Raw genomic sequence first — 26,700 nt, 5'->3', positions numbered from 1 at the left:
TTGTCTCAGATCTGCAGCCGGGACAGCAGCAATTGGCGCACACGACGCCACATCTGCCAGCCTATCGGCTCCCAGACATGATCGAAGCGCACATAGGCGCGGCTGCCAAATGCGGCCGGTGGCGTGGCTTCTGCGGACAATTCGACGTCAACCTGGAAAACACGTTGCAGCGCCCTGGTTCCTTGCTGGTCTGCCGGATCGACAGTGAGCGCGCCGCCGCCCGCACCCCCCAAGGCCCTGCTGGGGAGATTGTTGTGCCCCGCCGGAACTTCGCGAACGATTGTCGCCGGCAGAGTTTCATCGAGGCGCTCGGCGAGCTTGACCGTGACGCCGCGCAATTGATGACGAAGGAGATCAATATCGTCCTGCCGGACCGTCGCGCGGATGGTGCGCGCGTCATGGGGGAGCACGTAGCCGATCTGCAGACCCTCTCGCACAAAGCGCCCGGGCAGATCCTGCGATTTCATCACCGCGAAGATGCCATCGCTTTGACTGCGTACAATGAGCCGCGCCGCGCGGCTGGTTGCCGTCGCAAGTTCGGCGCGCGCTTGCCCCAGTTCCGTGGTTGTCGTCTCGGCCCGCATGCGATCGGCAAAGCGCTCAGTGGCAAGACGAATCTCGAGTTCAGCGACACGCGCCCGCAGGATTTCGAGTTCGGTCCTGGATGTGGGGTCCTCGCTTTCGATCAACGCATCGCCGACGCCCACCCTTTGGCCGGGCTCGATCAGGAAGCCGTGCACGAAACCGTCCGCTCCCGCGCGCACTATTGCGTGTTCCGGCAGCCAGACCACACCTTCAGTCGTGAAGTAGAGCGGCGCCGGGACCAGAAACAGGACGATCCCCACGGCCAGGATTGTGCCGAAGGTCGCAGTCATTGCGCGGTTGCGATTGCGATGAAGGCGCGGGCTTGTGAGCACCAGCCACAAAGCCTTGCCGATCGGCAATGCAATACCCGTCAATAGACTCCAGATCGCAACCGCGATCCCCACAGCGAAATACTGGGAAGCGATGAATACGGCAATCGCAAGCATCACCGCTTGACGGTAGAGGAAGGCAGCGGGGCCGTAGAGGAGGAACCAGATGCGCTCGCCATCCGTTGCAACGAATTCTCTCAATCCATCGGTGCGAAACACATATCGGTCGACCAGATAGCCCCAGTAGCGGGTAGCGCGCTGCGCAAGGTTCGGAATTTCCAGCAAGTCGGCAAGAATGTAGTAGCCGTCATAGCGCAGGAGCGGATTGCCGTTGAACACCAGGGTGGAAACACCTGCGACCACCATGGCGTTGAAGGCGAGTGCCCGAGCAATTCCAGGCTCGACCGCAAGCCAGACATAGAGTGCAAGCGCGGCGATAAAAACCTCGACGATCATTCCGGCCGCGCCGACAAGCGCACGCTGCCATTTGCTGCGGAATCCCGACGCCGCCGAGGCATCGACATAGGGTAGCGGTGCAAATACCAGAAACATCACGCCGAACTCGTGCACGGCTCCCCCGAATGCCTTGACGGCAAATCCATGCCCGAATTCGTGCATGACCTTGAGCAGCAGATAGGTCAGGGCAAGCGGTACGATGTTGTCGGTGGCGAGGATACGGTCGGTGGCATCGGCACTGAGGTCTTGCCAGTGCTGCGCGGCCAGCAGCAGCGCCGGCAGCACCATGAGCAGCCACAATGCGGCTCCCGGGCGGCCAAACAGCCACCGGGCGATTGGCAGCGTGCGCTCGAAGAATTTGTCAGGGTGCCAGCACGGTATTCTCACGGCCAGCGGATAGAGCACATTACCCAGCCACCGGGATCGTCCTGTTCGCGCGGCACGCTCCAGCAGCGCACTTGAATCGGGTGTAACCTCGGTCTGCAGCAAGTCGGATGCATTGAGTTCCGCCAACAACCGGATCACGTCGTCCTGACTCGGCGCCTCGTCTCCGAGCTTGGCTCCGATCTCATGCCAGAGCTGGTCGACAGTGCGCACGCCATCCATGGCGGCAATCATCATGCAGCTCGCCGGGGATAGGCGGTGTACGCGGCCGTTGGCATGATCGTGCACGACAAACCAGACATTGCCGCGATAGCGGTGGCGTAGGACCGAGGTGTGGTCGCGCAGCTTTGGCTTGCGGAGCGCGACGCGATACCAGGAGGAGCTCAGGAACGGGGCGACGGTCATGTCGGCGTCTCAGGGCAGGTACTTCCATGCAGTTAGGTTTAGCCAGTCGAAAATGGGGTGCATCCAGATCCAGACGAGCGAGCGTCGTCCGGTTGCGATCTTGGCGACGCCTTCCATCCCGGGGCGCAGACGCAGGCCAGGTTCCGACAGGCGCGCCTCGATCCGGAAGGAGTTGCGTCCCTCCTCGGCGACCGTCACCGGCGTGATCTTGCTCAAGATCAGCGGCAGCGGGCTGCCGGGTTGGCCGGCGAGGGCGACGGTGCCGCTCTGACCGACCGCGACATAACGCACGTCGCGCTCGTCGACCTGAACGATCAGGCGATAAGCATACAGAGGAGCGACTTCGAACAGAACCTTCCCCTTTTCCACCGGCGAGCCGAGCATCTGAGTCAGATCTCCCGACACGACGATGCCGTCGAAGGGCGCAAGGATGCGTGCTCGGACGAGCTTCTCGTCCGCGAGTGCCAACTGCGACTCGGCTTGGCGAATCTGCGGCTCAAGCAGGACAAAATTGTTGCGATCGTGCTTGGCGAGCGCTTCCCGATGCCGCTGCAGCAGCTTGTCGCGCTCAGCACGCCATTTCAGGCGCTCGAGAACGAGCTCGCGGTCCTCGAGCGCGACCAGGAGATCACCGCTCTGCACGGTATCGCCGGCGCGCACGGGAGCGGTCCGAATGTATCCGTCGAACGGGGCTATGGCCGCGCGTTGCAGCTCAGCTTCGAGCACCGATTTTGCGGTGATGCGATGCTCGCCATGCGCGAAAGCTGCGGTCAGCGTCAGCGCAGCCAGAGCGATGGCGCCGAGCTTGAAACCGGGTCGCCGTGGGCCGAACAGCGCATCGACCCCGTCGCGAAGGCGATCGATTATACGCCCCGTGACCCATCTGTTCGCTCGCAACTGCAGCCCGATTTGCGGCCCCAACAGAGCTGCGATGGTTTCCGCCAGTTGCAATGTATCCGTGGTGAAGGGCTCGGCGCGATGGCGTTCGAAGGTGAGCGCGCCGATCGGCTCCCCGTGGTGGCCGTTCAGCACAACCGACATGGTCGTCGCGCCGACGGTTTTTGAGCCCTCCGCCAGCGCCTGATGAGCAATGTGCACGGCGTAGTCCATCACGAGCAGCAGCGGATAGGCGACGCAACGGCGTTGCTCGACCGCTTCATCCATCGCGTTCTCGATTGCATCCGCCAGGCGGCTCTCATGTTTGAAACTGGCGGAATGCGACATCGCCTGGAGGCGGACCGTGCCATTCCGCTTGACCACGCCCATCGATACGCGATCGCATCGCAGGCGCGTTGCAAGCTCATTGGCGATGCTGATCGCCGCCTCGGGCAGTCGCGGTCGCGCCCCAACGGACGCGAGGAGATCGAGGCACGATGCGGCGCGCGCAACATCAAGCGAAAGATCCTTGGCGCGCCGCGCCCAAGGCAAGGTCTCGAGCCAGCCCGCACCCCAGCGCAATTGTTCGGCAACCGTTTCCGGGGCGACGGCGGATGTGCCGGCGGTTGTCGTCAAGGCTATGGCCGCAGCGGCGATTGGCGTGGTCGCGCCGAGCGGCAGGGCCACGACAAGGGCAACATGTTGCGCAGGACTGGCTTCCGGCCCAACGCGACCGGGGGCTACGATGACACGGCGCTCCGCAAGAGCCTGTTCGGCAAGACGAGAAAGATCGCCGACCTGAATGTCACGCGCTGGCCATGTCAGGGACAGGCATTGCGCGTCGGAAGCGACCGGTCGGATGAGCAGGAGACCGGCGGCAACGCCCGCGATGCGGCTGCATTGTAGAGCAAGCCAGGCTGAGCCAAACGCCGCCTCATTGCTCGCATCCAGGAGTCCGCGCCAGTGCGCCGCTGTGGACGGCTCTGCCGGTACCACATGCAACTGGAGCGCTGGGTCCGCATTCCCCGCTCGGGCTCTGTCTGGCTCAGACATGCGTGGCGTCCAAAGCGCGTCGACAATGATACTGCCTGCACTACGGAGCGGCCGTTTTGCCGGGTCGCCCGACGAAGATGGGTAACGATGCTGACCTTGAGCTCGATTTTAGTTCGAAAACTGTGACCCGCCTGCAATCCCCGATGCAGTGTCTAGCAAATTTGGCTGCTGATCTTAGGCCTGCTTCTTTCGATGAGTCAAAGAGAGGTGTCGCGTGTTATAAGAGCAAAGCCAGTCAGAAGCTGCATGGCGGGATTACGTATGGCGGCATCAAATGGCACGGTATTCCATAGAATTCAGTGGCTTCGTTGCATCGCATGGTGTGCGTTGTGGTCGCTGGGGTCCTTCTTCCTGACCGCTTCTCCAGCGAGGCCGCAGACACCGGCAGTGCCGCCCGCCGCTGGACAAGAGTTCGAGTGTGTGATCGAGCCGCAGCAGGTCGTCAAACTCGCGAGCCCGGTGGTCGGCTTGATCGCACGCCTTGATGTCGACCGGGGCGATATCGTCCGGCAAGGCCAAGTCGTCGGCAAGATCGAGGATGGCATTGAGGTGGCGAATCTGGCGCTCGCACGCGCGCGTGCGACCAATGATGCGGCAGTTAAATCAGCGGAAGCGCGGGTGCAATTTCTACGCAGCAAGTACGATCGATTGGATAAGCTCCACAGTAGGGCGGTTAGTTCGCTTGCTTCTCTTCAGGAAACGGAGGCAGAAGTCGATGTTGCTGAGCAGCAACTTAAGGAGGCGCGGCTCAACTTAAATATCGCTCAGCTCGAAGTGGCCCACGCGGAAGAAGTATTGAATCAACGAACGCTGCGAAGCCCGATTGACGGCGTGGTGGTCGAGCGCCTCCTTGTTCCAGGCGAGTACCGTAACGACCAGAGTCCGGTTCTCACGCTTGCGCAGATCGATCCGTTGAGGGTTGAAGTCTTCGTGCCCTCCGCATACTTCGGGCAAATTCGGATCGGCAGCAAGGCCGAGGTGCGTCCGGAGCAGCCGATCGGCGGTGTCCATACCGCGCTTGTTTCCGTGGTCGACCATGTGCTCGACGCCGCGAGCGGTACGTTCGGGATACGCTTGGCTTTGCCGAACCCGCATTTGACGCTGCCTGCAGGTATTCGCTGTAGAGTCACGTTCTCAACGCAGATTCCCAGCGCTCTCCCAGCCGTAGAAGCTAACGACATGCCGCCGAAGAAGTAATTGTAGAGCGACAATATCGACATCTTCATCCTGCAAGCGTGCCGAGCCACGTTCGCTCCGACAACGTCCAGAATTCATCGCGAAGGCCGTACGGACACCTCGAAATGCGGCTTCCCTGAAGGGGCTTCTTGTGATTCCAGGGTGGTATCCGCACCTTCGTGAGGCCCATTTTGGAAACCGCCCTGACGGCTTCCGATGCCTATATGGCTGCTGCTGCATCAGTGCTGCCGAACCCGAGCAAGTAAGCGGGAGCTGTTCAGTAGCCGTTCAACTCAATCGGCGCGATCATTCACGATCCGACAGCCGACCCGGCGACTGCCTGGACCCGATCCTCCGGGTTTGACGGACAACGCCATGAACCTCTCACGCAATCTGCTGCCGCTTGCCGCGCTCGCGATGATGACAGGCTTCGGCTTCGCGCAAACACCGGTGCAAATGAGCCCGGATACCAAGCCGGCCGTGACCTCGCCTGCGCCCGCGGCGCCTGCCAAGAAGGCTACGAAAACCTCAAGTGAAAGAACCGCAAAGTCGAAGGCTTGCTCGGCGCAGGCTGATCAAAAGGGACTTCACGGCAAGGCCCGAAAGAGGTTCCGCGACGACTGCAAGCGGAGCTGACCGAATCGCCGCTGCCCGATTTGGTGAAGTCCTTCGGCTTCTGCCCGATTTGATCGACAAAGCCTGGCGGCCAGCCTTCCCGCGAGGCGGATCCTCGCGGTGGGGATGCGTCAATCTCGCGCCTCGAGCTCTTAAAACCGGACCCAGACCACGCAGCGCTCCCACCTGCATCGGTACGGCGGGACGGGCGAGCGCTCGTCCGTCACCTGGGGTCGGTGAGCCGGGATGCTATGCGGCCTTGCGGTCATGCCGCCCTTCGCGGACTTCCTCGATGATCTTGGCCACGAAGGCCGGCAGATCATCCGGCTTGCGGGAGGTTACGATGCCCTCGTCCGTAATGACCTCGGCGTCCTGCCAATTGGCTCCCGCGTTGAGGAGATCCTGTTTCAGCGTCGGCCAGGAGGTTACCTTCCGGCCCTTGGCTATGCCGGTGTCGATGAGGAGCCACGGCCCGTGGCAGACTGCGGCGACGACCTTACCCTGATCGAAGAAAGTCTTGATCAGCGATAGCGCCTTGTCGTTGCCGCGCAAGGTATCGGGGTTCATCTGGCCGCCGGGGAGCACGATCGCATCATAGGCAGTGGCGTCGATCGCATCGAGCGCCTTGTCGACCTTGACCGCGCGCCCCCAGTCCTTCTTGTCCCAGCCCTTGATTTCGCCGCTCTCCGGTGAGGCGACCTGCACCGTTGCGCCAGCCTCCTTCAACTTCGCGAGCGGCACTTCGAGCTCGGACTGCTCGAAGCCGTTGGTGGCGAGAATGAGGATATTTTTGCCTGTTAGGGCACCCATGTGAAATCTCCTGTCCGGGGGCACTTCCAGACCAACAGAACAGGCGGCGATGCGTTCCACGGTTCACGCGCGGTGTCGTGGAGCTCTATCCTGAATCGTTGAGGTTCCACCCCCTGACGGACCGCCGGTGACGTTCCATCGTTTTAGGGCGGAAGTCTGCGGGCTGTACCCCCCGAAAAAGTGCTTTGGCGAGCTTTGTCATTAACTGTCGACCAGGTGGCGCTGCCGGCCTGAAGCAGGGCGTTATGCTTCAGATCCTCTTCATCCAGCGCCAATGGTGCACATCGGGCAACAAGGTACCCGAGATTCATTCGCTTACGTTCCTGATCGCGCCCCGCAAGGGAGGCCTTCACCTGACTCCCGACGGCCTCGAAGGCAGCAAAGGCCCGGGCGAGATCGGCAGGGTCGCTCAGCGATGAGAAGGGTATTTCTCCTCTCCCAAAGAAGTGGGCTGCGAGGAGATCGACCGATCATCGCGCCAACCCAGATGTTTGGCCGCCCCGACATCGCGGTCTCGGCCGACACCTTGACAGGCAACTCGGTTCACCCATAGCATATCATATAATAAAATGGCATTTCATTATTCAAAACGAAATGCGAGGAACGCCTTTGTCGACAGAGCCGCCAAAAGCCAAGGGGAAGCCCGCGCCTGCCGGCACCAGCACGCTCGATCTCGCGCTTCACGCGGTCGACTACCTGGTGCAGCAGAGCCGCCCGGCTTCGCTCGCCCAGATCGCGGATGCCCTCTCGGCGTCGAAGGCGACGATCTATCGGCATCTGGTGACGCTGCAGCGTCATGGCTTCGTCCGCCAGGAGGTCGAGACGGGCCGCTACGAGGCGGGGATCAAGCTGATGATGCTGGGCGAAGCCCTGCGTCAGCGCTTCGATATCGTCAGCGCCGCGCGCGAGGAGTTGATGACCTTGCGCGACCACACCGGCCAGGCGGTCACGGTCTGCGCCGCGATCGACGACGAGCTGATCGTCCTCGAACTGATCCAAGGCCGCACGCTCATCGAATTCTCCACGCGGCCCGGCACACGGCTCGCCTTCCACGCCAGCGCCCACGGCAAGATCTGGCTCGCCTTCGGCTCGCAAGAGCGCACCGCCGCGATCGCCAACGGCCCGCTCGAAGCCTGGACGCCGGCGACCATCGTTTCAACGCAAGCACTGCTCGCCGAGGTCGACGCCGTTCGCGAGCGCGGCTGGGCCACCGCGCCGAACGAGGTCATCACCGGCGTCAACACGCTCGCCGCCCCCGTCTTCGACCACCGCAAGGTTCTCGTCGGCTCGATCGCCATCGTCGGCGCGACGCAGTTCATTCCGCCCGTTCCCGATCCCGAACAGATCCGTGAGGTCGTCGGCAGCGCCGCACGCATCTCGCGTGGCTTGACCTGGAAAGACTGAGAGCATGACCTATTCGCTGGCCGTCGATATCGGCGGCACCTTCACCGATATCGTCCTGCGGGACTCCCGCGGGGGCTTGAGCGTCGACAAGACACTGACCACGCATCACGACCTGCTGGAAGGTTTCTTCCGCGGCGTCGACTCCGTTCTTGGCAAGGCCGGCATCGCCGCGGGCGCGGTCGATGGCGTGGTGGTCCATGCCACGACGGTCGTCACCAACGCGCTGATCGAACGCAAGGGCCTGCCGACGGCGCTCGTCGTCACCGAGGGCTTCAGCGACGTGCTCTCGATCCGCAACGAGCACCGCTACGACATGTACGACCCGCAGATCGAATTTCCCGAGCCGTTGGTCACGCGCGAACTGACCTTCGGCCTGAAGGAGCGTGTCCTCGCGGACGGCACGGTGACGCTTGCGCCCAACCCCCAGGACATTGCGAGACTCGCGGCCGATATCCGGGCCAGCGGCGCGCGTGCCGTTGCGATCTGCTTCCTCAACAGCTTCGCCAACCCCGACAACGAGGCACTGGTCGCGGCCGCCCTGTCGCGCGAACTCAACGACGTCTTCATCTGCACCTCCTCGGAGGTCGCCCCGCAGATCCGCGAGTACCAGCGGGCATCGACGGCGACCGTGAACGCCTATGCGATGCCGATCTCGCAGCCCTATCTCAAGCGGCTGAGCGACCGGCTGCGCGTCGAGGGCTTCGCCAACACCCCGCTGATCATGCTGTCCTCGGGCGGCGTCGTCGGCGCCGAGACGGCGGGCCGCAACCCCGTCCGCATGATCGAGAGCGGACCTGCCGCGGGCGCGCTCGCGGCCTGTCACTATGCCGAGCTGCTCGGCATCGACCGGCTGATGTCGTTCGACATGGGCGGCACGACCGCCAAGGCCTGCCTCATCGAAAACCGGACGCCGCTGATCACCGGGTTGTTCGAGGTCGACCGGCGCTACCGCTTCCGCGAGGGCAGCGGCCTGCCCGTCACCGTGCCGTCGATCGACCTGATCGAGATCGGTGCCGGCGGCGGCAGCATCGCCCATGTCGACGATCTCGGCCTGCTCAAGGTCGGCCCCGAAAGCGCCGGCTCCAAACCCGGCCCGGCCTGCTACGGTCGCGGCGGCCGCAACGCGACCGTCACCGATGCCGACCTCGTGCTCGGGCTGATTGATGCCGAGAACTTCCTCGGCGGCGACATGTCGCTCGACAAACCGGCCTGCGACGCCGCCATGACGCGGCTCGGCGAGGCGCTCGGCCTCAGCGCCGTCCAGGCCGCGCGCGGCATCTACCGCATCGTCACGGAAGCCATGGCCTCGGCGGCGCGGACCCATGCGACCGATCGCGGCGTCGATTATCGCGGCCTGCCGCTCTTCGCCTTCGGCGGTGCGGGACCGCTCCATGCCTGCGGCGTCGCCGAATTGCTGCAGAGCACCAGCGTGATCGTACCGCCGCAATCGAGCGTGCTCTCGGCCTTCGGCACGCTCGTCACCCCCGTCCGGCTGGATCTCGTGCGCAGCGACCTGACGCGGATCGACCATCTCGACTGGGAGCGCGTCGACCGCGTTATCGGCGACCTGGAGAAGGAAGGGCTGACGGCGCTGGGCGAATCCGGCTGCGCGGCTGCCGACGTCACGATCCTGGTCGGCGCCGACATGCGCTATGTCGGCCAGCAGCACGAGGTCACGATCATCTTCGAGACCGATCCGCGTCAGAGCCGCGACGCCGCGGCGCTGACGGCCCAGTTCGAGGCGGCCTATCGCACGCTCTACGGCGTCAACCCCTCGCATGTCCCGATCGAGCTGGTGACCTGGCGTGTCGTCGCGCGGGGCCCCCTGCCGCATTTCGATGGCCAAGCCCGGTCGCAGATCGCAGCCGGGGCGCCCAAGCGCTCCCGTCCCGTCCACGCCTGGGAGGATGGCCAGTCCGTTCCCGTCTACGAGCGTGCGACGCTCGCCACCGGCCAGACCATTGCTGGCCCCGCCATCATCGAGGAGCGCGAGACCACGACCGCGCTGCCGCCCGGCTGGAGCGCGACGATCGACGCGCTCGGCTGCATCGTCGCCACGAAAGGTTAAGTCCGATGGCAAAGTCACCTGCGATGGCGAAGTCACCTGAGATGGATGGCGTCGAGCTCGAAATTCTCTGGTCGAACCTGATCGGCATCGTCACAGAGCGGGCCAAGGCGCTGCAGCGCATCGCCTTCAGCCCGATCGTGCGCGAGGCCGGCGACCTTGCCTGCGCGCTGTTCGATCAGCGCGGGCGCATGGTTGTGCAGGCCAATACCGGTACGCCCGGCCATATCAACTCGCTCGCCTTCGCCGGCGCGCATCTGGTGCGCCTGTTCGAGGGGCGCTGCGAGCCCGGCGACGTGCTGATCACCAATGATCCCTGGCTCTCGGCCGGGCACTTCTTCGACATCACCGTCCTGACGCCGATCTTCGACGGCGAGAAGCTGCTCGCCTATATCGGCTCGACCATCCACCACACCGACATCGGCGGCTACGGCATCGGCGCCGGGGCTCGCGACGTGCATGAGGAGGGCCTCTGGATACCGCCGCTCAAGCTCTATGAGCGCGGCAAGCCGAGCGCGATGTTGCACGACATCATCCGCCACAATGTCCGGACGCCGGATGCCGTCTTCGGCGATCTCTCGGCACAGGTTTCGTCCGGCGAGGCCGCGGCCGAGCACCTGATCACGCTGTGCGAGCGCTACGGCATCGACGACATCGAGGCCTTGTCGGACGAGATCATCAACCGTTCCGAGGAGGCGACCCGCAACGCCATCCGCAAACTGAAGCCGGGCACCTTTCACGGCGAGGCGGTCTTCGACGTGCCCGGCGGCGAGGTCATCACCCTCAAGACTGCGGTCACTGTCGATGCCGAGACCGGGTCGATCATCGTCGATTTCGAGGGATCCTCGCCGCAGACCACGACCGGCATCAACGTGGTGCTGAACTACACCCACGCCTATTCAACCTTCGCGATCCGCTCCTGCCTCAATCCGGATCTGCCCAATAACACCGGTTCGCTAGCGCCGATCGAGGTCCGCGCGCCCGTCGGCTCGATCGTCAACTGCGCCTACCCAGCGCCGGTCAATGCGCGCCACGTCGTCGGCATGTACGTGCCGATGCCGATCCTGAAGGCACTGCATCAGGTCATGCCGGAACGTGTGCTGGCCGAAGGATCGGGCGCGGTCTGGACCATCCAGATCCAGGGGCGCAAGCCTAGCGGCGAGCCCTTCACCTCGTCGATGTTCAACTATTCCGGCGGCATGGGCGCCCGCGCCGGCAAGCCGGGACCGAGCGCAACATGCTACCCGACCGGCGTCGCGGCCGTGCCGATCGAGATCCTGGAAGCGGCGATGCCGATCGTCTTTGATCGCAAGGAATTGCGGCCTGGCTCTGGCGGCAAGGGCCGGATGCCGGGTGGCGACGGCCAGATCATCCAGTTCCATATGCGCACCGACCACGCCTGGCTGCTCAACGCCGTGCCGAGCCGGCTCGAGCGCGGTCCCGACGGCATCGATGGCGGCCTCTCCGGCGCGCCCGGCCGCTTCCTCGTCAACGGCAAACCCGTCAGCGAAGCCAAGAAACTGACCATGCAGGCCGGCGACGTCGTGCTGCTGGAGACGCCCGGCGGCGGCGGCTACGGCAAGCCTGTGGCCTGACGACGAGCGCCATCAGACTCAAAATCCAGAAAAAGGCGGGACCTCGCATGGAGGTCACCAGCCGGGATCGAACAAACCGGGAGGATCGATGATGAAGCAGACCCTTTTTGCGGCCGGCCTTGCCGCGGGCATCGCGCTGACCGGCGCGATGCCGGCCAGCAGCCAGGAACCCTACAAGATCGGCGTCTCCGCCGGCTTGACCGGCTATGCCGCGACAGTCGACCGTGCCTGGCGCGACGGCGTCGAGCTCGCAGCCGCCGCGGTCAACGCCAAGGGCGGCGTGATGGGTCGCAAGATCCAGGTCGTCGTCGAGGACAACCGCTCGGAGCCTCAGGAAGCGGTGACCGTCTACCGGAAGATGTTGAGCTCGGACAAGGTCGACGTCTTCGTCAGCGGCTGCGTCTCGGCCGGCAATTTCGCGGCCGCCGGCCTGCTGCTGCGCGCGAAGGTGCCGATGATGCTGTGCTCGATCCTGCCGCAGCAGCCCGAGCATCTGGCCTGGGCCTTCACCACGCTGCCGCCTGCCGGCTTCGAGATCGACAAGCGACTGGAATACCTCAAGGAAAAGACGCAAATCCGCAAGATCGCAGTGCTGCACGACCCGACCCCTTACGCCAACCTCCAGAAGAGCGTGGCCGAGCGCAATGCCGCGAAATACGGCCTCGAGGTCGTCTCGGTCGACCAGTACAAGCAGGACGATGCCGATCTGAGCGTGCAGATCAGCAAGGCCCGCTCGGCCGGCGCCGGTGCGATCCTGAAGATCGGATTGGGCGGCACGACGCTGACGGCGGCCAAGAACATCAAGCAGCTCGGCGCCGACATGCTGCTGCTGACCAGCCTCGAGGATCTCGCCGTGTTCGGCCCCGTCGCCGAGGTGCTGGGCGACAAGTTCTTCTTCGTCGCTTCGCCCTCGCAGGTCTACGAGGCTTTGCCCGAAGGCGCCCTCAAGAGCGGCATTAAGACCTTCCTCGATCCCTGGCGCGAGAAGTATCGGGATCGCGATCCCAACTGGGCCTCGCGCGGCTGGGACGGTGTCATGCTGACGGTCGCCGCGATCGAGAAGGCGAAGTCCTTCGAGGGCGAGAAGGTCCGTGCGGCCTATGAGGAATTGTCCGGCTTCCAGGGCACAACAGGCATCTACAATTTCCGGCCGGACCTCCATCAGGGCATCACCGAAAACCCCTTCGTCCTCGCCACGATCGAGGGCGGCAAGGTCAAGGTGGTGCAATGATCTCGGCGGTCGCGGCCAAGATGCAGGCCGGCGCTGTCTCGCCATTGGCAGGCGCGGCTCCGCCGAGGTCAGCACGTCCAATTTTGGCCGCGACCGGCCTTTCGGCCCGCTACGGCCACATCCAGGCGCTGCACGGGGTCGATCTGCGCATCGGCGAAGGCGAGCTCGTCGCCGTGCTCGGCCCCAACGGCGCCGGCAAGTCGACCCTGCTGCGCGCCATCATGGGGCTGTCGGCCAATAGCGGCGAGGTCCGTTTCCGGGGTGAGGCCCTGCCAAGGCAGGATCCGGTCGCGGTTGCCGCGCGCGGCCTCGTGCTGGTGCCGGAGGGGCGCGGCCTGTTCGCGCCGATGAGCGTCTCCGACAATCTCGAACTCGGCGCCTATCGCCTGCGCGACAAGGCCGAGTTCGCCCGCCGCCGCGAGCGCGTGCTGACCCTGTTTCCACGCCTGAAGGAACGACTCGGCCAGGCCGCAGGCTCGATGTCCGGCGGCGAGCAGCAGATGCTCGCGCTCGGCCGGGCGCTGATGGCGGGGCCGAAGCTCTTGCTGCTGGACGAGCCCTCGCTCGGCCTGGCACCGCGCGTCACCGGAGAAATCCTGGAGACGCTCGGCCTCCTGAACCGCGAAGGCCTGGCGATCGTGCTGGTCGAGCAGAAGGCGCCGCTGGCGCTCGAACTCGCCAGCCGCGTCTACCTGCTTTCGCTTGGGCGCATCGCCGCCGAACTCGATCCGCGTGACATCACCTCCCATGACGATCTCGCCCAGCATTACTTCGCCTGAACGGCGCCCGCTCCGGCTGGTCGGCCTGCTGCCCTGGCTCTTCGCCGCGGCGGTGATCGGCTACGCCATCGCCGTGGGCGGCTATGCCGCCACGGTCGTCTCCTTCGCGCTGATCTATGCCGTGTTCGTCACGGGACTGAATCTGTTCATGGGCTTCGCCGCCCAGGTCTCCTTCGGCCAGAACGCCTTCGCCGCGATCGGCGGCTACACGTCAGCCGTGCTGACGGCGAGCCACGGTTGGAGCCCTTTGCCTGCCATGGTGCTCGGCATGGTCGCAGCCGTGCTCGCCGCGGCGATCATCGGCTATCCGACGCTCAGGCTAAAGGGCCACTACCTCGCCATGGGCACGCTGGCGATCGGGCTGATCACCTATGAGATCACGGTCGAATGGCAGTCGGTGACGCAGGGCTATCTGGGCATTTCCGGCATCCCGCCCTTCGGTATCGGCTCCTGGGAGGTCACCTCCGACAGGGGCCAGCTCATTCTGCTCTCGCTCGTCGTCGCCGCCTGCGCCTTTGCCGCCGCGCGCATCCGCCGCTCGCGCTTCGGCCGCGCGCTCTCGGCGGTCGCCGGCAGCGAGGAGGCGGCGACCGCGCTCGGCATCGAGGTCTCCCGCTACAAGCTCGCCGCCTTCCTGCTCTCGGCTGGTTTCGCGGCTCTGGCCGGGTCGCTCTTCGTCCACGTCGTCGGCTATGTCAGCCCGGAGGTCTTCGGACTGCACATGGTGATCGTCACCTTCACCATGCTCTATGTCGGCGGCATCGGGACTGTCGCGGGGCCCCTCGTCGGCGCGCTGATCGTCAGCCTGCTGCCCGAGACCTTCCGCGCCTTCAAGGAGTATCAGGACCTCGCCTATGGCGCGGCGCTGATCCTGCTGCTGATCTACGCGCCGCGCGGTCTTTCCAGCCTGTTCGCCCCGCGAGGCCGGTCATGACCCGGCTGCGCCTCGATGGTGTGACACGACGCTTCGGCGGGCTCGTCGCCGTCGACGACATCTCGTTCGACGTGCCGGCCGAAGGCGTCACCGCCGTGATCGGCCCCAATGGCGCGGGCAAGACGACGCTGTTCAACCTGATCTCCGGCTTCCTACCGCCGAGCGCCGGCCGCATCACCTTCGAGGGCAAGGACATCAACGGGCGCCCGCCGGCCGAGATCGCCAAAGCGGGATTGGTCCGGACCTTCCAGCTCGTGAAGCTGTTCGAGGATCTGAGCGTGCTCGACAACGTCAAGGTCGGATGTCACCTGCGGGGCAGAGCCGGCCTGCTCTCGGCGCTGCTGCGGCCGGCGTCGGCTCGCCGCGAGGAGGCTGCCGTCGAAGCCCGCGCACGCGAACTCCTCGTCTTCGCTGGCCTCTCCGCCTTCGCGGACGAGCCGGCCTCCGGCTTGCCCTATGGCCGCCAGCGCATGCTCGAACTGGCGCGGGCCATGGCGGCCGGGCCGCGCCTGATCCTGCTCGACGAGCCCGCCGCGGGGCTCAACACCGATGAATCGGCCGCCTTGTCGCGCATCATCCGGCGTATCGCCGAAGAGGGCACCAGCGTGCTGCTGATCGAGCACGACATGACGCTGGTGATGAACACGGCCGACCGCGTCGTCGTGGTCGATTTCGGCCGCAAGATCGCGCAGGGCACGCCGGCGCAGGTTCGCGCCGATCCCGCGGTGATCGCGGCCTATCTCGGCACGGGCAAGCCTGCTGCCGGCAAGTCAGCCACGCAGGAGGCGGCCAATGGCTGACTGGTCCTATGTCCCGCAGGTGCTCGTCAGCGGGCTCGGCATCGGCTGCGTCTATGGGCTGATCGGCATCGGCTTCTGCGTCATCTACAACGCCAGCGGCATCGTGAACTTCGCTCAGGGCGCGTTCGTGATGCTCGGCGGCATGATCACCCAGGTGCTGTTCGCGCGGAACGGCGTGCCGCTGCCGGTCGCCGCGCTGATCGCGATAGCGGCGGTCGCCATGCTCGGCGTCGCGATCGAGCGCGTCGTCGTCAGGCCCTTGTGGAACCGCAAGGCGACAATGTTCGTCATGATACTGGCGACGCTTGCCGCCCAGATCGTGATCGAACGCCTGACGTTGATCGCGGTCGGCGACCAGCCCAAGACATTGCCCGTCTTCACCGACCGGCCGCCGCTGATGATCGGCTCCGTCGCGCTTGGCTACCAGCTCATCTGGATCGTCGGCGGGTCGCTCGCGATCGTCGGTATGCTGGCCGCCTTCTTCGGTCTGACCCGCACCGGCAAGGCGATGCGCGCCTGCTCGATCAACCGGGAGGCAGCTGCCCTGCAAGGCATCCCAGTCTCGCGCATGCTGGCGCTCGCCTTCGCGCTCAGCGCCGCGCTCGGGGCCATCGCCGGCATCCTGATCACGCCGACGCAGTACACCGCCTTCAATGTCGGTGTGCCCTTCGCGATCAGCGGCTTCATCGCCGCGATCGTCGGCGGCTTCGGGCGTCCCTTCGGCGCCTTCCTCGGGGGCTTGCTGCTCGGGCTACTGCAGGCGCTGGCCATCGTCGGCTTCGGTGCCGGGCTGAAGAACGTGGCGGCACTTTCGGTGCTGCTGCTGTTTCTGTTCATCCGGCCCTCGGGAATTCTCGGCGCGGCCAAGTAGAGATCCAAGCGACCATCGGAGAACCGGCATGGACATTCACAAGATCGACTGGAGCGGGATTCCCTGGACACCGGTGCGCCCGGGTGTGGACCGAAAGGCGTTTTCGGGCAGTGCCGCCACGCTGGCACTGCACCGGCTGATGCCTGGCCACGAGCCGAAGCCGCACAGCCATCCCCATGAGCAGATCGCCTATATCGTCAGCGGCACGATCCGCTTCGTCATCGGCGGCGAGGAGCATCTGATCGGTCCCGGTGGGCTAGTCGTGATCCCGTCGAATGTCGAGCATTGGGGCGAGGTCGTGGGCGATGAGCCGGTGATCAATCTCGATGTGTTCACGCCGCGCCGGCCCGAATACGCTTGAGCTGGATACCCATATGATTTTTCGTCAGCAACGGGCCGCCATTAGCGGAACTTGGCTCGCCGCTTGCAAGCCGACACTCCGCGGTCGGGCCAACTCATGCCCACCGCAGCATTCCTTGAAATGCGAGCGTCCAGCAGCATCAGAGCATTAGCCTCGCTAGCAAGCGGCCTTAGGCTACTCATTCTCAAGGGAGATGCGGGGGATCCATGGCCTTTCGGCTCTCCAAGAGCAATCCATATAATTTTGATCATTTCGATGAGCGCTAAACGATCCGACAATCGAGCGTTTCTGTCAGAACAGCCTGAGTTTGTCACCGGGTGTTTAAATAATTCAATTACTTAGATGAAATGAGGCGTTGGGCTCTGTCACCGCACGGCGTTGAAATTGTCACCTGCTGGCGCAGAGCGGAAACCAAAAAGCCCCGGTCTGTGCCGGGGCTTCGGGAGAGTCGTAATGTTTTCGGAGGATTCTGCGCCGCGTCCTCTCAATGGGCAGCTTTTTTTGATCTCTTTCGAGCTGAAGGTGGGCGGAAGTGTTTAGGCCAGCTAAATCTCTTTTCTCTCGACACGAACGGGAATAGCCCAGCGCTTAGAAGCCGGGAGGCGGTTTGTTGTGCCTGCAGGTGAGCCATGCTGATGACGATCCGGTCCGACATCAATCTGCGGTCGGCTAAGACATGGAACACGCGGTCAAACAAACCCCGTCGACAGCCACGGGTAAAGCGTTGGAGGAGTGCCGCCGACGATCCATATGCCTTGGGAGCTTCCTCCCAGTTAAGGCCATGAGCTATGACATGTACGATACCGCTGATCACTAGTCGGTCTGCTTTCCGCCGGTATTGAGAAGGAATGAAGCGGTTCACGCGCTCCATCTGAGTATCGTTCAGAAAAAACAAGCCTTCAGGGGGATCTTGCCAGACCCCATCAATCAGAGAGCGTCCAAATTTAATTTCGCCAGATCCAAGATCTGATCTATAATAAAACGCATGCCCCGCTTTAGATCGGGTAAGGGCGGGAGTAACGTTGTTTCCAGATAATAAATTTTCGGCTCCTAGAGTGTTGGTGCGAAGATGTCTTTTAATTGATATAAAAGATCTGTACTTACGAGAGAATTCATCTATGTGATTTTTTTCAAAAAATCTCTGATTCTTGCCAATTTTTGGATTAAATAAAACGGTCGAAAGGATCGTATTTGACCGAACAATGGCTCTCGTTGCGCTCTGGTCAATCTCTAGTTTTTGGGTGACTTCTTTGATGGTATATTTGTTTTCAATATCATGGAGAAAAAATGACCGCACCTCGTTGGCGTCAACGAGGATTGCCGTGAAACTGAGGGGGCCGGCCACACGGTGCAGGGTTTGCAGCTCGCTCCTCAAGACGAGTTCGAACACCTCAAGAATGGGAGCGTGGGCGAGCCGGGCGGCAGTCGACAAATCGACGAGGCCGGTTTGATTGCCATGGTTGACGATTGTTGCTCGCTGGAAAAGTTTAATGAGGAAACAATCGAGCTCGCGCGGCGAAAATAGGTGTTGGGGAATCCCGCTCTCGCTCGAAGCGCGTACAAACGGCTTTATGAGCGAAGCCTCGACAAGTATCGGAACGAGCTCTCGTGGAGTTCCTAGATAGGTACTGACGGCCGAAGATGGAATTGCATTTCGAATATCCTCAAGAAGGACCGAATGCTGTTTCGCATCGAAGAGCGACCAGCTATCAGGCTTATCGTTAGTTGATGCATATAAACAGCCGGAGGCTCTGAGGATTGGTCGAAGCTGCTTTGGAGGAATGCGGAATTCCACGCTGGCGGACCGGATCGAGTGAACTTTGCGCTCTTTTACGACTTCGCCAAGCAAGACCTCGCCAGCTCCGATTGGCATTGATGCCACGATGTGTTCTCGCAGGAGATCGCGAACGGGAGTGAAGCAGGCATCCCCGCGGCCGATCGCCAACCATTGAAAAAAGCGGCCGTATACGGCATAGGCGCCGTCCTTCGAGGTTGGCTCGAAACGTCGTTGCAATTCTAACAGAGCGGACTGGAAGCCGCCCGCTTCGCTAGCGTAGCCAAAGCCGAGCTCCCCTGCGTTAAGCCAGTCCGTATGCGAAATAGTTTCGAGTTTCCGGGCCTTTCCAAACAGGAGGGTCAAGCCCAGGATTTCGCAAAGGCGAGCTGCGACATGAAATTCCAGCGAGTCCAGAATGCCCGCGTTAGCTCCTTTTTTGTCCAGCCGATCGAGTAGATATCTCTGGAAGCGGTACTCCTGCGGGACATGCCGGCGCGGCAACGCTCCTGGAGCGTCTAGGTAAGGAGCGATCCTATCGGTGAAGTCGTGCTCACCATGCTTCCCGACGAGCCGCAGGGCTGGGAGCTCGAGTCGATGATCCGGGCAAATCCGGATCGCATCGAGCAGCCATTGGCTTCGGCAATAAGCCGACGCCGCCGGAGGCAAGTCGGACGAGTTGATGTCCTCCTGGATACAGGCTGGACAGACATGTAATCGCCGCCTGCGGAGTGACGACGCCAACAGGCGTTCTCCTCTGATCGACCAGGACCGATCATGCCGCCGTATTACACCGAGGTCGAAAACTGATTGGTCAACTCCAAGTAAGTCAGCAAACCTGGCAACTTGCTCCTCGAGCCCATCGATAAGGCCGTAATAATTCAAGCCAACATCGGTGCAAAAGGCGCTCACGCCCTTTAATTGTTCATTTAGTACCGCATTGCGGCCGGCGTTGGATATTGGTGTCTCACAGCGCATTGGCGTAGCGTTAGGCCACAGACGGGGCTTCATCTCGCCTCTCCCTTGCGCGCCGTCTTAGGGCGAGCTACCGGCCCTGGCCGTTCATTCCTCGCTAGAACGTGCGTCGTGTCAATGTCGCGCCAACGTTCGGCAAGATAGGGGTTCAGGCCGGGATCGCTCCGGGATCTTTTCGCGTATGACGAGGCGAAGTGATTCAATTCGAGCAGGTTTGAATCGGCACGAAGGGCTTCGCGGATCGCATCGTGGATTGCTTCGGCGATTACGCCGAGTTGATAGCACCCAGCGTGTATGAGGCGAGGGACCAATCGCCTGACCTCATCGGCATTGATTTGGAGAGTAGCTCGCTCGGCAAGTTGCCTGACGAACGAACCCACCATTTTTCCGTGAGTTGCGGTCGACAATGACTCGAACTCGATCCACGCCCCTGCACGCCGGGCCACCTGACGATCTAGCTCCATCAGTGGCAAAACTAGAGGCGTTCCGGACACGATAAGGGCAATCGGATTGTGTGGGTCGACCAGCATGCCCTTGAGATTATTTCTAACTTTCTGGAGCTCGGGCCCGTTCACGGTTTGAATTACGTGCTGCATTTCGTCGAGATGCAACACGAGGATCCCGAGCATCCGGATGCGTTCTCTGACCATCCTCCAGACGAGAGGCGCCGGCAGGCGCCCTCTCATCAAAGGATATCCAAGCGCAATGAGGATCTCGCGGCCGAGCTCAGCTAGGTTGCAAGGGGAGGGCGCCGACACAGAGAATATTAGTGAACCGGGCATGTTCAAGTCCCCGTTCGTCAAAGGATGAGCCCTGATGAGGCGGCGAATTGAGGTCGATTTTCCCGCGCCACTCGCGCCCACCACGACGATGGCGTTTCCTTCGCCACGATTTTCGGAACTATGGGGAGCCGTGGGGCTCCGGCGTTCAGCCAGGTCCTCGAGCAGTTCGTCGAGAGCGACGCTGAGCAAGTGATCCCGCTCGAGAACGGCAAGAACACATCGAACCGACTCCATGAGTTCGGAACGCCGGCGTGTTTTTTCAGACTGAAGGTCGCGGATGCGCGACGTCGGATCTGAATGGATGACCGGCGGAATAGCCTTCGCTTTGGATTTCATGGCGATCACCCTTCGAAGCTGAAATCGTCGGAGTCGTCTATTGGGGTGTTGTCAGGGGTCTCGTCGTCGTCGACCGGCGGATCCAACGGAGGCAGAACAATGCCCCCGGTTGCGAATCCGCCGTCGAGGAGGTCGCCTTCGCAGACGGGCTGATCGCTCGCGCTTTTTGGCATTGAGAAGCCGAGGAAAACTTCGTCCTCGAGCCTCGCCAGGTCCTCTGCGCTATACTCTTTGGTGGCGATGTTCTCGCGAACCCGGGAAGTCTCCGCCGTTGTCCGGATCGTCCGCATGGCTCTCCGTACGATTGGCGCGGTGAGCTTATTTTCGGCCGCGAAGCTCTGTCTAAGATCGTGGATGGTTTGCGACCATTCCGACAGCGTGACGCCGTCAAATCCCGATTCCGTACACCGCGCCTCCAGCCACAAATCACTCAATTTGTAGGAGATTGAGCCAATGTCCGACGGGTTCAGACGGATTTGGAGCTTGCTAGCGCCGCGCCTGAGGAAGTGACGCCCCAGCTCCTCGGAGGAATAGTGAAGGCCGAGTGCCTTTAGTCCCTCGCCCGACAGCTTGCGCTCAAGCTTGATGCCGAATACCTCGCGTAGCGTGCGGCTGTCGGGCACAGGGCGCAAACCCACCGTTCGCGACAGCCGCTTCCAGGCGTTTGCGGGGGTCTCACCCCGCAAGGCCACGGAGGGCGTGTTGTGATAGACGTCGACAATCCAAAGCACGAGCATCTGGGCGAGCTCGTCCGTCGTCAAATGCGCGAGTTCCTCAGGCTTATTGAAGACCTTGTGCGGGGCGCCGAAAGTCCTGCCGCTGAACCATGAAATCAGGCCAGTCTCGATTGTTCCGAAGGAGCGCTCCAGCGTCCCGCGCATCCAGGGCATTCCGCCTGGCGCGATCTCATGACCAGAGAGGAGATCGTGGATCGCAAAGACGAAGTTCGTTTCAATGTTCGCTGGTCCGCCATCAGTCGCGACCGTGTCGGGCGCACACACTGGTTCCAGCTCGACTCGGCTCCCGCGGTCGCTGCCAAGTCAGTTTTATCGGATACAGCCATCCGCAGGACACGAATGGTATCCGCGGCCGATGGGACTTCGGAAAGGCATGCTCCGAGGATACAGTTTGTGGCGACGTCGATTGCGGCGCAGAGCTGCATCCGTTTGATGCGCTGCTGCTGTTGCGGATCCAGTGCTGCCCACAACCCTTCGCGCTTCAGTATCGTCATCAGGTCAATTTCGTGATGATCGATTTCGACCCGTTGACCGGGCCGAACGATATCAGGACCTTGTCCAGTCCATATCGAGCGCCTTTTTGCTTCTTCTGAGCCGTAACGGCCCACCAGAACCGCAAATCTGCTTAAGCCGGCAACAAACCGCCTGAGGCTGTCGATTGAAGGGCAGGCAATCTGCCGATCGATTGGTATGTCCTGGTTGTGCTTTTCAACCTCGTCATCCATCTCCAGGTGGAGTTGGGCAAATGTCGGCCTGTCTATGGTCGCATATTTGGCGCCATACTTCGCGACGAGTTCGCACTGCTTCTCGCATAACCGCCGGCCTCCTCCCGAATTTCGGGCATTGGACCGCAGCGCCCAAGGCACGCAGCCGCCGTCAAAGAACTTTTTCCGCCAACGGAAAAAATTCCGAACTGAAGGCGGCTCGATACGCAGCACCGCCGTGCCGCCGGGAAGCTTTGTTGCGCTTCCGCGTCCTCCCACCTTGATCTGTGCTTTGTTGCGCTCCATGATCGCTTGCATCCGAGCGCAAGCCGTAATGTCGTCCGTAATACGATGAAGTACTAGCGCGACTTGTTCTTTGCTAAGGTTTGATTTTCCGGAGGCGCGATACTCCTCAAAGCGCGTCAGGACCTGCCACTGGAAGAAAATTTGTGCTGTTTCTTTCTCTGCTCGTGCTCGAGACGAGCACTTTGATGCGTCTGTCGGCCGTGCTCGGCGTGTTCGCAGACCTCCGACGAGTTCTGGGCGCTGCGTCGCGCGCGCGAGATGAGCGTAGGTGGCTTCTCGAACCCCAGCAGCTTCCGCCTTTCAATGGGCGCCGGCCGCTCGAAGTCCTGTCAGAGGCATTTGAAGAGCAGATGACCGTTCGCCGGTATCTAGCTGCCGTAGCCGGGAATGCCGATTTCTTCCACTTGTTAGACATGGAGGCGCTTTCGCCGTCCAAGAGCGCATGTTTCGACAACGACGCCGGCGTTCGCGAAATCAAGGCTGTCTGCTTCGACGGGTTTGGTACGGTCGTGGAAATTGGCGACAAGCGTCGCCCATTTCACGCTCTGCTCGAACGCGAACGTTCGGAGACGCTCACTCGCCGCGCTATCACGCAACCAATGAGCCTTAGGCAACTGTCGGAGGAACTGTCAGCTCCTATTACAGAAGAGCAGCTTGCCGATATCGAGGCCGATCTCGAAGCCGAACTGGTATCAGTCCGACTGAGGCCGGGCATGCGCGCGGCGTGGCAAGCGATCCGTCAGGCAGGACTGAAAATCGCGGTCTGCTCCAATCTCGCCTCGCCGTATGAGGCGCCATTAGTGGAGCAGCTTCCCGGCGAGCCGGACGCACTCATACTTTCTTTCCGGGCGAAGTTGATGAAGCCGCAGCCTGAAATTTACGAGCTGGTGTGTGGTGAGCTGGGTCTAAGGCCTCGTGAGGTCCTGTTTGTCGGCGACACACTTCATGCCGACGTGATTGGGCCGAGCACGATCGGCGCGTTCGCGATGCCCATCTCTGAGTTTGAGCGATCGTTCGAGGGCGGTGCTTCGTTTTTCGCGCCGCACCTGATTGCCGAGCTTTTCGGCCGGATAAAGCGCGCCGAGCACCGATAGCGGCCTGGTCATTCCGCCCAATCCCACCCAGCTCTCTGATCGGAGGCAGCATGCGCCTGCTCGTTCTCAGCGATCTGCATTTGGAATTTGGGCCCTTCAAATTCCCGGCCCAGATGCCCGAATTCGACGTGGCGGTTTTCGCGGGCGATATCGGGCAACCCATCACCTCGGCGATTGAATGGTTCAGTGAGCAACAGGGTGACCACGGGCCGCTGGTGGGTCGACCGATCGTCTACGTGCCCGGAAATCACGAGTTCTACGGCCGCGAATTCAAAAGTAGTTTGGCTGAGGGCAGGGAAGCCGCTGAGCAAGCTGGTGTAGAGCTGCTCTTTCGCAGGACTGTCGTGACCGGAAACGTGCGCTTCATCGGTTCGATTTTGTGGACCGATTATCGGCTTCAGGGAACGCCCAAGCCTTCAATGGTCTATGCTGGTCAGACGCTGAACGACCACCGCCTGATCCGCTATCGGCAGGACGATGGCCATTTCAGCAGGCTTATGCCCTGGCATGCGGCGGCGGAGCACAGGCTCGACCTGGCATATATTCGCCGTGAGCTTGCAATACCCTTCGACGGGCCAACGGTGGTGGTCACGCATCATGCGCCGCATCCGAATTCGGTCCAAGAGCGACATCGAGGAGGCCAACTGACACCGGCCTTTGTCTCTGACCTCGGTCATGTGATCGAAGAGCTTCAGCCCGAGCTTTGGATCCACGGCCACGATCACGGATCACATGATTATTGGATCGGGAGAACCCGAGTTTTTGCGAACCAGGCTGGCTATCCAAATTTGCATGGCGATCGGGAGAACCGTGGTTTTGATCCCAAGTGCGTTATCGAGATTTGACGCAGGCCGGCTTAATACCAGGATGACAGACGGCTTCATGGAACCAAGGTCATGGCCTGCCCCCATCAGGCGGCCCGGTTCTAATCTAATGCATGGTGGGCTTGGCGGCCACGGTTGAGATGGCCGGCGAAGTGGGTTGGGTTTGTGCAGCCGGCCAAAGCACGGCGGGCGGTGCTGGCGGCTTGTAGCCGAGCGAGGAGTGCGGGCGGCGGGTATTGTAGTGCTGACGCCAGCCCTCGATGACGATCCGAGCCTCGGCGAGGCTGTAGAACAGCTCGCCGTTCAGGAGTTCGTCGCGCAGCTTGGAGTTGAAGCTCTCGCAGTAGCCGCTCTCCCAAGGACTGCCAGGCTCGATAAACGCCGTTTTCGCGCCGACTGCCACGATCCACTCCCGCAGCATCCTCCAAAGGCTCAAAAAGCCTACTTCAGGGAGGGCCACTTTTCAGGAGGCAGGCCACGGCCAGGACGATCGTCACGTATCGCGGCGATGGAGGGCGGCGGGAGCTCCGGAATGCCTTTCAAGCTGCTAGCGAGGTCGGACAGGCTGTCGATGGCCGGCGTCGGCCAGAAGCTGCGGATCGCCTGCAGGACGACACGCGAAGCCCGGCTCAGCGGGCGCTGCTGCGTCGCCATCGCCGCAGCGTAGCGGATCAATTCGGGCTCGCCGATCTCGCTGCCGATGAGACCCCTGGCATGACCGGCGCCGTCCAGCGCCTGGGCCGCGACGACGCTGTAGCAGCCGCAGCGGCCCTGGCGGCCGGCGCGGGCTTCGGCCTCGAGCTTGTTGACGAGATCGACGACGTTGAAGAAGCGGCCGCGAGCACCGGCACGGATGCAGGCCCGGGCGATCGCGATGGCGAGATGGGTCTTGCCGGTCCCAGTCCCGCCGACGAGGACAACGTTGCGCTGGTGCGCCAGGAAGTTGCCGCCGGCGAGATCATGAACGAGGGTCTCGTTGATCGGGGTTCCGTCGAAGGCGAAGTCGGCGACATCCTTGGCGAGCGGCAGCTTGGCGATGGTGATATGATACTTGATCGAACGGGCCTGCTTCTCGGCGATCTCGGCGGCGAGCAGATCGCCGACGACGCGCTGCGGCTCGTACTGGCGCTTCACCGCCGAGGCGATGATCTCGTCGAAGGCGGCCTTCACGCCATAGAGCTTGAGCTCGCCCATGGTGGCGAGAATCTCCGAGCGTTCCATCACACGGCTCTCCTGAGGCTGTCGTAGCGGGCACAATCGGCGGCGGGCTCATGGCGCAGGCGCAAGGCATCGGGCGTCATGATCGTGATCGCTGCCGCCGGCTCGCGGCGCCGGGCCAGGATGTTGATGATCACGTCGGCGGAGTGGACGCCTTGCCGCAGAGCGTCCGCGCAGGCGGCTTCGACGGCGGACAGTCCGTCGCTCAGCACCGCCGTGAGGATCTCGACCATCTGCCTGTCGCCGTCTTGAACGGCCGCGAGCTTGCGCCGGACCCGGTCGATCGCACCGGGCAAGACCCAGTCCTTGAAGGGCGCTCCGTTCCGCAGGGCGCCCGGCTTGCGAGCCAGTACCGGGACATAGTGCCAGGGATCGTAGATGGTCTGGTCGCGGCCATAGCAGCGGGGATGCTCGCCGACGATACGCCCGTCCTGGCGCAACTCGATCCGATCGGCATAGGCGCGGATCTCGACGGGGCGCCCGACCGCACTCGCGATGACCGAGTACTTGTTGTTGTCGAAGCGCACGAGACAGGTCTTCGACACCGAGGCAGGCAGCGTCGAACCGCCCCGCGAAAGGCACCAGGCTTGGGCGCTCGGCTTCGAACATCTCCCAGATCGTACGGTCACGTTGCTCCGGATGGCGGTGGGCCTTGGCGTAGCGAAGCACCTGATCCAGCAGCCAGGCGTTCAACTCGTCGTAGTTCTTGACCCGCAGGCGCGGGGCGAAGAAGCGCTCCCGCACGAGCCCGACCCAGCGTCAGGCGCTCGCGGGCCGGTTTGCCGTCGTTCGCCATCAGCAGCCGATCCAGCTCAGGGGCGCCAGGGCCCGATCTTCGGCTGCGGCTGAACCTTCCGCTCATACTCGAAGGACGTCGCGCCAGAGCGCAGCACCTTCCGAACCGTGTTCCGAGAGACATGCAGCTCGCGGGCGATCTCCTTGATCGTCTTCCCGCGGATCGAAAACTCGCGCCGGATCCGCGCAATCGTATCCACGCCCTTCATCCCCCGCCCGCCCATCCGAAACCAGGACGGGCAGTCTCACCGAAACCGGCTCAAGGGGGTCAAASTTGGGGTCTGACTCAGTTTCGCTGCAGGTTGGGGCTGTTCTGACGCTGGTTTCCAGAAGGAATCAGCATGATGAAGCAGCGATTTCGGCCAGCCAACCTGGTTCCTTCAGGATTGATGGTCGACGAGATCGCGATCGAAGGAGATCGTGTTG

22 protein-coding genes and 3 pseudogenes are annotated in these 26,700 nt (G+C 62.6%); 15 read left to right on the top strand and 10 right to left on the bottom strand.

Going from position 1 to position 26,700, the window contains the following annotated elements; all coding sequences use genetic code 11:
- Nucleotides 1–5: 5 nt before the first annotated feature.
- On the bottom strand, nt 6–2,159 hold the full coding sequence (locus AB4Z16_RS27625; RefSeq protein WP_441514518.1) for a peptidase M50: 2,154 nt from the start codon (nt 2,157–2,159) through the stop codon (nt 6–8).
- A 9-nt stretch (nt 2,160–2,168) separates the two neighbouring features.
- The gene (locus AB4Z16_RS27620; protein ID WP_441514517.1) at nt 2,169–3,722 is read right to left on the bottom strand and encodes an efflux RND transporter periplasmic adaptor subunit; all 1,554 of its coding nucleotides are present in this window, start codon (nt 3,720–3,722) and stop codon (nt 2,169–2,171) included.
- A 12-nt stretch (nt 3,723–3,734) separates the two neighbouring features.
- Between AB4Z16_RS27620 and AB4Z16_RS27615 the strand changes: the two genes are divergently transcribed.
- The 3 genes from AB4Z16_RS27615 to AB4Z16_RS27605 all read left to right on the top strand — a co-directional run bounded on the left by AB4Z16_RS27615 (nt 3,735) and on the right by AB4Z16_RS27605 (nt 5,900).
- Entirely contained in the window at nt 3,735–3,941 is a 207-nt protein-coding gene (locus tag AB4Z16_RS27615) for a hypothetical protein (protein ID WP_441514516.1), read from the top strand.
- A 339-nt stretch (nt 3,942–4,280) separates the two neighbouring features.
- Complete coding sequence (locus AB4Z16_RS27610) at nt 4,281–5,285, top strand: efflux RND transporter periplasmic adaptor subunit (protein ID WP_441514515.1); 1,005 nt, start codon at nt 4,281–4,283, stop codon at nt 5,283–5,285.
- A 354-nt stretch (nt 5,286–5,639) separates the two neighbouring features.
- Nucleotides 5,640–5,900, top strand: a complete 261-nt coding sequence (locus tag AB4Z16_RS27605; protein WP_441514514.1) for a PsiF family protein — start codon at nt 5,640–5,642, stop codon at nt 5,898–5,900.
- A 228-nt stretch (nt 5,901–6,128) separates the two neighbouring features.
- On the opposite strand, the gene AB4Z16_RS27600 is transcribed toward AB4Z16_RS27605, so the two are convergent.
- Nucleotides 6,129–6,689: a type 1 glutamine amidotransferase domain-containing protein gene (locus AB4Z16_RS27600; RefSeq protein ID WP_441514513.1), complete on the bottom strand. Its 561-nt coding sequence runs from the start codon at nt 6,687–6,689 to the stop codon at nt 6,129–6,131.
- Between the two features lie 245 nt (nt 6,690–6,934).
- On the opposite strand from AB4Z16_RS27600, the gene AB4Z16_RS27595 reads away from it, so the two are divergent.
- From AB4Z16_RS27595 to AB4Z16_RS27550, 10 genes are all read left to right on the top strand, one after another.
- Nucleotides 6,935–7,108: a hypothetical protein gene (locus AB4Z16_RS27595; RefSeq protein WP_441514512.1), complete on the top strand. Its 174-nt coding sequence runs from the start codon at nt 6,935–6,937 to the stop codon at nt 7,106–7,108.
- A 190-nt stretch (nt 7,109–7,298) separates the two neighbouring features.
- Entirely contained in the window at nt 7,299–8,093 is a 795-nt protein-coding gene (locus tag AB4Z16_RS27590) for an IclR family transcriptional regulator (RefSeq protein ID WP_441514511.1), read from the top strand.
- 4 nt (nt 8,094–8,097) lie between these two features.
- Nucleotides 8,098–10,161, top strand: a complete 2,064-nt coding sequence (locus tag AB4Z16_RS27585) for a hydantoinase/oxoprolinase family protein (RefSeq protein ID WP_441514510.1) — start codon at nt 8,098–8,100, stop codon at nt 10,159–10,161.
- Between the two features lie 5 nt (nt 10,162–10,166).
- Complete coding sequence (locus tag AB4Z16_RS27580) at nt 10,167–11,753, top strand: hydantoinase B/oxoprolinase family protein (RefSeq protein ID WP_441514509.1); 1,587 nt, start codon at nt 10,167–10,169, stop codon at nt 11,751–11,753.
- 88 nt (nt 11,754–11,841) lie between these two features.
- Entirely contained in the window at nt 11,842–12,984 is a 1,143-nt protein-coding gene (locus AB4Z16_RS27575; RefSeq protein ID WP_441514508.1) for an ABC transporter substrate-binding protein, read from the top strand.
- Between the two features lie 83 nt (nt 12,985–13,067).
- Nucleotides 13,068–13,763 (top strand): ABC transporter ATP-binding protein, encoded by a 696-nt coding sequence (locus AB4Z16_RS27570; RefSeq protein ID WP_441514507.1) that lies wholly within the window; start codon nt 13,068–13,070, stop codon nt 13,761–13,763.
- Nucleotides 13,732–14,697: a branched-chain amino acid ABC transporter permease gene (locus AB4Z16_RS27565; protein WP_441514506.1), complete on the top strand. Its 966-nt coding sequence runs from the start codon at nt 13,732–13,734 to the stop codon at nt 14,695–14,697. The genes AB4Z16_RS27570 and AB4Z16_RS27565 overlap by 32 nt, the downstream gene beginning before the upstream one ends.
- Nucleotides 14,694–15,497 carry an ABC transporter ATP-binding protein gene (locus AB4Z16_RS27560; RefSeq protein ID WP_441514505.1) on the top strand — a complete coding sequence of 268 codons (804 nt, stop codon included), beginning with the start codon at nt 14,694–14,696 and terminating at the stop codon, nt 15,495–15,497. The genes AB4Z16_RS27565 and AB4Z16_RS27560 overlap by 4 nt, the downstream gene beginning before the upstream one ends.
- Complete coding sequence (locus tag AB4Z16_RS27555) at nt 15,490–16,368, top strand: branched-chain amino acid ABC transporter permease (protein WP_441514504.1); 879 nt, start codon at nt 15,490–15,492, stop codon at nt 16,366–16,368. The genes AB4Z16_RS27560 and AB4Z16_RS27555 overlap by 8 nt, the downstream gene beginning before the upstream one ends.
- A gap of 28 nt (nt 16,369–16,396) precedes the next feature.
- Complete coding sequence (locus tag AB4Z16_RS27550; protein ID WP_441514503.1) at nt 16,397–16,729, top strand: cupin domain-containing protein; 333 nt, start codon at nt 16,397–16,399, stop codon at nt 16,727–16,729.
- Between the two features lie 484 nt (nt 16,730–17,213).
- Here AB4Z16_RS27550 and AB4Z16_RS27545 read toward each other — a convergent pair whose 3' ends face one another.
- From AB4Z16_RS27545 to AB4Z16_RS27530, 4 genes are read right to left on the bottom strand one after another with little or no spacing between them, the layout of a single operon-like run.
- Nucleotides 17,214–19,514 (bottom strand): transposase, encoded by a 2,301-nt coding sequence (locus tag AB4Z16_RS27545; protein WP_441514502.1) that lies wholly within the window; start codon nt 19,512–19,514, stop codon nt 17,214–17,216.
- On the bottom strand, nt 19,511–20,596 hold the full coding sequence (locus tag AB4Z16_RS27540) for an ATP-binding protein (protein WP_441514501.1): 1,086 nt from the start codon (nt 20,594–20,596) through the stop codon (nt 19,511–19,513). The genes AB4Z16_RS27545 and AB4Z16_RS27540 overlap by 4 nt, the downstream gene beginning before the upstream one ends.
- Nucleotides 20,597–20,601: 5 nt before the next feature.
- On the bottom strand, nt 20,602–21,477 hold the full coding sequence (locus AB4Z16_RS27535) for a hypothetical protein (protein WP_441514500.1): 876 nt from the start codon (nt 21,475–21,477) through the stop codon (nt 20,602–20,604).
- Entirely contained in the window at nt 21,429–22,343 is a 915-nt protein-coding gene (locus AB4Z16_RS27530) for a hypothetical protein (protein WP_441514499.1), read from the bottom strand. Before AB4Z16_RS27530 ends, AB4Z16_RS27535 begins: the two co-directional genes overlap by 49 nt.
- A gap of 143 nt (nt 22,344–22,486) precedes the next feature.
- Between AB4Z16_RS27530 and AB4Z16_RS27525 the strand changes: the two genes are divergently transcribed.
- A complete protein-coding gene (locus AB4Z16_RS27525; RefSeq protein ID WP_441514498.1) occupies nt 22,487–23,437 on the top strand; it encodes an HAD-IA family hydrolase in 951 nt (316 codons plus the stop codon).
- 50 nt (nt 23,438–23,487) lie between these two features.
- Nucleotides 23,488–24,282 carry a metallophosphoesterase gene (locus tag AB4Z16_RS27520; RefSeq protein WP_441514497.1) on the top strand — a complete coding sequence of 265 codons (795 nt, stop codon included), beginning with the start codon at nt 23,488–23,490 and terminating at the stop codon, nt 24,280–24,282.
- A gap of 85 nt (nt 24,283–24,367) precedes the next feature.
- Here the strand turns inward: AB4Z16_RS27520 and AB4Z16_RS27515 are convergent.
- The 3 pseudogenes from AB4Z16_RS27515 to AB4Z16_RS27505 form a co-directional block, all read right to left on the bottom strand.
- Nucleotides 24,368–24,679, bottom strand: a pseudogene (locus tag AB4Z16_RS27515) (integrase core domain-containing protein); the annotation flags it as partial.
- A gap of 347 nt (nt 24,680–25,026) precedes the next feature.
- A pseudogene (locus AB4Z16_RS27510) lies at nt 25,027–25,482 on the bottom strand (ATP-binding protein); the annotation flags it as partial.
- Nucleotides 25,482–26,483: pseudogene (locus AB4Z16_RS27505) on the bottom strand (Mu transposase domain-containing protein). The pseudogenes AB4Z16_RS27510 and AB4Z16_RS27505, both read right to left, overlap by 1 nt.
- Nucleotides 26,484–26,700 lie beyond the last annotated feature (217 nt).

It is taken from the genome of Allobosea sp. TAF32 (genome assembly GCF_052113585.1).
GTDB lineage: Bacteria > Pseudomonadota > Alphaproteobacteria > Rhizobiales > Beijerinckiaceae > Allobosea.
This window is presented reverse-complemented; position numbering and strand designations above follow the sequence as displayed.